The sequence below is a fragment of the Streptomyces sp. NPDC059456 genome, assembly GCF_042750055.1.
Lineage (GTDB): Bacteria > Actinomycetota > Actinomycetes > Streptomycetales > Streptomycetaceae > Streptomyces.
Genome location: NZ_JBHYVA010000538.1, coordinates 1 through 5,994, shown reverse-complemented (window position 1 = coordinate 5,994; position 5,994 = coordinate 1). Strand labels below are relative to the sequence as shown.

The following is a 5,994-nucleotide window of genomic DNA, read 5'->3' as shown; positions in this document are numbered from 1 at the left end:
GCGCCGCGTACGCCCCGCACCTGATCACCTCGTTCGCCCTCACCGAGCGGGCGGTGGAGCCGGTCCGGCTCGCCGAGTCGAGGGCCATCGCCGCCCGCGCGCGCGGGGCCGGGCCCGCCCCCCCGGGGGGGGCCCCGCGCGCGCCCCCCCCCCCGCTTCTGGTTGTGCGGAACGGTCGAGCGGCGGCCGAGGCCGCTGCGGTACCCTGGCGCCATGCGTGCCGTACGCCTTCTGCTTACCGAGCCGCGCTGATCAGTACCGACCTTCGACACGGTCGGCATCGGCGCGGCGCCCCCTCCTGTGCGAGGGGTTTTTTCGTTTGGGCAGGCAGAGACGGCAGAGACGATCGATGGAGCTTCAGAAATCATGAGCGAGACGAACACCCCGGCCCCCGAGGCGGCCGAGGCGCACCGCTACACGGCTGCCATGGCCGCCGACATCGAGGCACGCTGGCAGGACGTATGGGACGCGGAGGGCACCTACGAGGCCCCGAACCCGACCGGTGACCTGGCCGGTACCGGGTCCTCTCGGGCGGCGGTCGTCGCGCGGCCCAAGAAGTTCATCATGGACATGTTCCCGTACCCGTCCGGTGCGGGCCTGCACGTCGGCCACCCGCTGGGGTACATCGCCACCGACGTCTTCGCCCGCCACCAGCGGATGAGCGGCCACAACGTCCTGCACACCCTGGGCTTCGACGCCTTCGGCCTGCCGGCCGAGCAGTACGCCGTGCAGACCGGCACGCACCCGCGCGTGTCCACCGAGGCGAACATCGAGAACATGAAGGCCCAGCTGCGCCGCCTGGGCCTGGGCCACGACAAGCGCCGCTCGTTCGCGACGATCGACCCGGACTACTACAAGTGGACCCAGTGGATCTTCCTGCAGATCTACAACTCCTGGTACGACGCGGACGCGGCGAAGGCCCGCCCCATCGCCGAGCTGGTCGCCGCCTTCGAGGACGGCTCCCGTGAGGTCCCCGGCGGCCGCTCCTGGGCCGCGCTGACCGCGGGCGAGCGGGCCGACGTCCTGAACGAGCACCGGCTGGCGTACGCCTCCGACGCGCCCGTGAACTGGTGCCCCGGGCTGGGCACCGTGCTGGCCAACGAGGAGGTCACCGCGGACGGCCGCTCCGAGCGCGGCAACTTCCCGGTCTTCAAGGCCAAGCTGAGCCAGTGGAACATGCGGATCACCGCCTACGCGGACCGGCTGCTGGACGACCTGGACGCGCTGGACTGGCCCGAGGCCATCAAGCTGCAGCAGCGCAACTGGATCGGCCGCAGCGAGGGCGCGCGCGTCGACTTCGCCGTCGGCGACGACGCCATCACCGTGTTCACCACCCGCCCCGACACCCTGTTCGGCGCCACCTACATGGTGCTGGCGCCCGAGCACGGTCTGGTCGAGAAGATCGTCCCGGCCGAGTGGCCCGAGGGCACGCACCAGGTGTGGACCGGCGGCGCCGCGACCCCCGGCGAGGCCGTGGACGCGTACCGCAGGCAGGCCGCGGCCAAGTCGGACGTCGAGCGCCAGGCCGAGGCCAAGGACAAGACCGGTGTCTTCACCGGCGCGTACGCGGTCAACCCGGTCAGCGGCGACCTGATCCCCGTCTTCATCGCGGACTACGTGCTGATGGGCTACGGCACCGGCGCGATCATGGCCGTCCCGGCACACGACGGCCGCGACTTCGAGTTCGCGCGCGCCTTCGAGCTGCCGATGCGCTGCGTCGTGGAGCCCTCGGACGACCGCGACGCCGACCCGGCGGAGTGGGAGGACGCGTTCTCCTCGTACGACGGCACCATCGTGAACTCGACGGGCGAGGGCGTCTCCCTGGACGGCCTGGGCGTCGTCGAGGCCAAGGCCGCCATCACGGCGTGGCTGGCCGAGCAGGGCATCGGCGAGGGGACCGTCAACTTCCGGCTGCGCGACTGGCTGTTCAGCCGCCAGCGCTACTGGGGCGAGCCCTTCCCGATCGTCTACGACGAGGACGGCGTCGCGCACCCGCTGCCCGAGTCGATGCTGCCGCTGGAACTGCCCGAGGTCGAGGACTACTCGCCGCGCACGTTCGAGCCGGACGACGCGGCCTCCAAGCCGGAGACCCCGCTCTCGCGCAACGAAGAGTGGGTCAACGTCGAGCTGGACCTGGGCGACGGGCGCGGGGTGCGTTCCTACCGCCGCGAGACCAACACCATGCCCAACTGGGCCGGTTCCTGCTGGTACGAGCTGCGCTACCTGGACCCGAACAACGCGTCGGCGCTGGTGGACCCGGAGATCGAGCAGTACTGGATGGGGCCGCGCGAGAGCGCGCCGCACGGCGGTGTCGACCTGTACGTCGGCGGCGCCGAGCACGCCGTGCTGCACCTGCTGTACGCGCGCTTCTGGTCGAAGGTCCTGTTCGACCTGGGCCACGTCTCCTCGGCCGAGCCGTTCCACAAGCTGTTCAACCAGGGCATGATCCAGGCCTACGCCTACACCGACGAGCGCGGTGTGTACGTGCCGGCCGCCGAGGTCGAAGAGCGCGACGGGGCGTACTTCTTCGAGGGCAAGCAGGTCAAGCGCGAGCACGGCAAGATGGGCAAGTCCCTGAAGAACGCCGTCACGCCGGACGAGATCTGCGAGGAGTACGGCGCGGACACCCTGCGCCTGTACGAGATGGCGATGGGCCCGCTGGACGTCTCGCGCCCGTGGGACACCCGCGCCGTGGTGGGCCAGTACCGGCTGCTGCAGCGCCTGTGGCGCAACATCGTGGACGAGGAGACCGGAGCGGTCACCGTCGTCGACGGCGAGCCGGGCGAGGACACCCTGCGCGCGCTGCACAAGGCCATCGACGGGGCCGGCGCGGACATGGCGGGCCTGCGGTTCAACACCGCCATCGCGAAGATCACCGAGCTGAACAACGCGCTGACCAAGGCCGGCCGCCCGCTGGAGCGCTCGGTCGCGGAGCGGCTGGTCCTGCTGGTCGCCCCGCTGGCCCCGCACATCGCGGAGGAGCTGTGGCACCGCCTGGGCCACGCCGACTCGGTGGTCCACCAGGACTTCCCGGTCGCGGACCCGGCGTACGTCGTCGACGAGAGCGTGACCTGCGTCGTCCAGATCAAGGGCAAGGTCAAGGCCCGTCTGGAGGTGCCGCCGGCGATCTCCGAGGGTGACCTGGAACAGCTGGCGCTGGCCGACGAGGCGGTCGTGGCGGCGCTGGGCGGGGCCGAGATCCGCAAGGTGATCGTGCGCGCGCCGAAGCTGGTCAACATCGTCGTCTGAGACGCCGTTCCCCCGGTCTAGGGGGATACCCGTACGGGCAGGTTGGGGGTTCGATGGGAACCCCTTGCCTGCCCGTGGCGTTTACCGTGGAGGGGACGGAAACGGCAGGGGAAGGGAGCCTCTCATGGAGGCGGGCGCGTTGATCATCATCTTTGCCCTGTTGGTGCTGTTCGCCTTCCTGGGGCTGGGCGCCTGGGCCGCCGTGAAGGCGGTCGGGGCGGCGAAGCGCGGCGTGGACCGCACGATCACGCAGGCCCGCCGCACCGTGGAGGACACCGCGCTCAAGGCGAGGAGCATCGGGCAGGTGGGCGTGCCCGGGGCGCTGGCGCAGCTGCGGCTGGACCTGCGGACGTCGATGCGGGCCACGCAGCAGGCGCTGTACCAGGGGGTGCAGACGGACGCCTCGCTGAAGGAGTCGATCGGGCTGTTCGAGCGGCTGAGCGCGCACGGGCACGAGCTGGACGACGAGCTGAAGCGGCTGGAGCAGGAGCCGGACCGGGCGCGGACCGCCGGGATGCTGCCCGACCTGAAGGAACGGACCGCCCGGATCACGCAGGCGTCCGACTCGCTGCGGTGGGCCGCCCGCGACCGGGCCCGGCGCTTCGCGGAAGACGACCTGTCGGCGCTGTCGGCGCAGATCGACGTCGAGTCGGGAGCCCTGCGGGACTGGTCCCGGGAGACGGTGGACGACCTCACGGCCGCGGCAGCGGCCTGGGACGCCCAGCAGCCCCCGTCCCCGTCCGCGGCCGCCGGGCGCGCCACGGAACCCCCGTCGGCCCGGCCGGACCACACCCCGCCGCAGCCGGCGGCCCTGAACCCCACACCGCCGCCGGTGCGCCACCCCTGGCAGAAGACCCCGAGGCCGGAAGCGACGACGTGACCGCGAGCCCGTCCGGGCTCCGACCAGGGGCTGGGCTGCAGTACCGCCCCCGCTGGCGGTAACCTCCGGCTCATGTCCCGCCATGTCGCGATCGTCACCGATTCCACGGCCTACCTGCCCCCACCGGCCATGACGCGGCACGGAATCACCTCCGTCCCGCTGACCGTGGTCCTCGGGGACGAGGCCCTCGAGGAGGGCACCGAGATCTCGGCCCGCAGCCTCGCCCTGGCCCTGCAGAAGCGCCGCCCGGTCACGACCTCCCGCCCCAGCCCGGAGGAGTTCGTACGGGCCTACAGGGCGGCCGCGGAGGCCGGCGCGACCGGCATCGTCAGCCTGCACCTGTCCGCCGAGTTCTCCGGCACCTACGACGCCGCCGTGGTCGCCGCCAAGACCGCCCCGGTCCCCGTCCGCGTCGTCGACACCGGCATGGTCGCGATGGCCCTCGGCTTCTGCGCCCTCGCGGCCGCGGAGACGGCCGAAGCGGGGGGTTCCGTCGACGAGGCCGTGGCCGCCGCCGAGAAGCGCGCCGCGGACATGTCCGCGTACTTCTACGTCGACACCCTCGACTACCTGCGCCGCGGCGGCCGCATCGGAGCCGCCCAGGCCCTCCTCGGCTCGGCCCTCGCCGTCAAGCCGCTGCTCACGCTGGAGGGCGGGCGGATCGAGATGCTGGAGAAGGTGCGCACGGCCTCCAAGGCCATCGCCCGCCTGGAGGAACTGGCCGTCGAGCGCGCCGGGGCGGGCAGCGTCGACGTGGCCGTGCACCACCTCGCGGCCCCCGAGCGGGCCGAGAAGCTGGCGGAACGGCTGCGCGAACGCATCCCCGGCCTGGTCGAACTCCACGTCAGCGAGGTCGGCGCGGTGATCGGCGCGCACACGGGCCCGGGCCTGCTGGCGGCGGTCGTCTCACCCCGCTGATCACCGGAACGAGTGGCGGGGTTGTCCACAACGGCCGGGATGTCCACCGGAATTGATAAATCCGAACTGCGGTCGGAATTCGTCCCTACCGTCGTGCCATGACTCTTCGTACACGCACGTCGCACGCCGCCGCCGCAGCCGTCGGCGGTCCCGGCCGCACCCGCCTCTCCGAGGGCCGCACCCGTCTCTCCGACGGGCGGCTGCGCCACCGCCGGGGCCGGGCCCGCACGCACCACCCCGAGCCCGCCGCGGTGCGCCGACGGGCCGAAGCCCTGCTCGGCGCCGGCAGCGGTCCGCCGCGGACCCCGCCACCGGAGCCGCCGCCGCAATCCCCGCCTCAGCCCCCACCGCTTCAGTCCCCACCGCCTCAGTCCCCACCGCCGGGGGCGGTGCCGGGCCCCGGGGCCGGGATCGCGTCGGTGGCCGATCCGCCGCCCGGGGAGATCCCGTCGGCCCGGGGAACCGCGCTCCGGCTCGCCGTGCGGGAGCGGCTGCCCCTCTGGCTGCAGGCCCGGTGCGCGGTGGAGCCGCGGACGGTGGCCGCCGTCGCGGTGGTGCTCACCGCCGCGGTCGCCTTCGCCGCCCAGCAGTACTGGACGGCCCGGCCACAGCCGGTGACCGCACCCCCGGTGGTCACCCCGGCCGCGGCACCGGCGGCGGCGCCGAGCCCCGGCCCGGCGGTCACCACCTCCGGTGGATCCGGCCCGAGGATCGTGGTCGACGTCAGCGGCAAGGTCCGTGACCCCGGTGTGCGACGGCTGCCCGCCGGGTCGCGGGTCGAGGACGCGCTGGCCGCCGCCGGGGGAGTACGGCCCGGCACGGACACCACCGGGCTCAACCGTGCCCGGGTGCTGGTGGACGGCGAACAGGTGGTGGTGGGCGTCCCGGCGGCGCCGCCCGCGCCGGGGCCGCTGCCGCGCGGTCGCGCTCCGCGCCGCTGCGGGCGT

At 73.4% G+C, this 5,994-nt stretch carries 4 protein-coding genes; all 4 read left to right on the top strand.

Features of this window, described 5'->3' with window-relative positions; genetic code table 11:
• Positions 1-366: 366 nt before the first annotated feature.
• Complete coding sequence (gene leuS, locus ACFXA3_RS32710) at positions 367-3,249, top strand: leucine--tRNA ligase (protein ID WP_385192791.1); 2,883 nt, start codon at positions 367-369, stop codon at positions 3,247-3,249.
• Between the two features lie 124 nt (positions 3,250-3,373).
• Complete coding sequence (locus ACFXA3_RS32705; RefSeq protein ID WP_385192789.1) at positions 3,374-4,129, top strand: hypothetical protein; 756 nt, start codon at positions 3,374-3,376, stop codon at positions 4,127-4,129.
• A gap of 72 nt (positions 4,130-4,201) precedes the next feature.
• Positions 4,202-5,047: a DegV family protein gene (locus ACFXA3_RS32700; protein WP_385192786.1), complete on the top strand. Its 846-nt coding sequence runs from the start codon at positions 4,202-4,204 to the stop codon at positions 5,045-5,047.
• A 98-nt stretch (positions 5,048-5,145) separates the two neighbouring features.
• Positions 5,146-5,994 (top strand): SLBB domain-containing protein (locus tag ACFXA3_RS32695; protein ID WP_385192784.1); only part of this gene is annotated, 849 nt, incomplete at its 3' end.

Excerpts from the sequence above, each read along its gene's own strand:
- leuS (WP_385192791.1), top strand. The coding sequence starts at position 367 with ATGAGCGAGACGAACACCCCGGCCCCCGAGGCGGCCGAGGCGCACCGC.
- ACFXA3_RS32705 (WP_385192789.1), top strand. The coding sequence starts at position 3,374 with ATGGAGGCGGGCGCGTTGATCATCATCTTTGCCCTGTTGGTGCTGTTC.
- ACFXA3_RS32700 (WP_385192786.1), top strand. The coding sequence starts at position 4,202 with ATGTCCCGCCATGTCGCGATCGTCACCGATTCCACGGCCTACCTGCCC.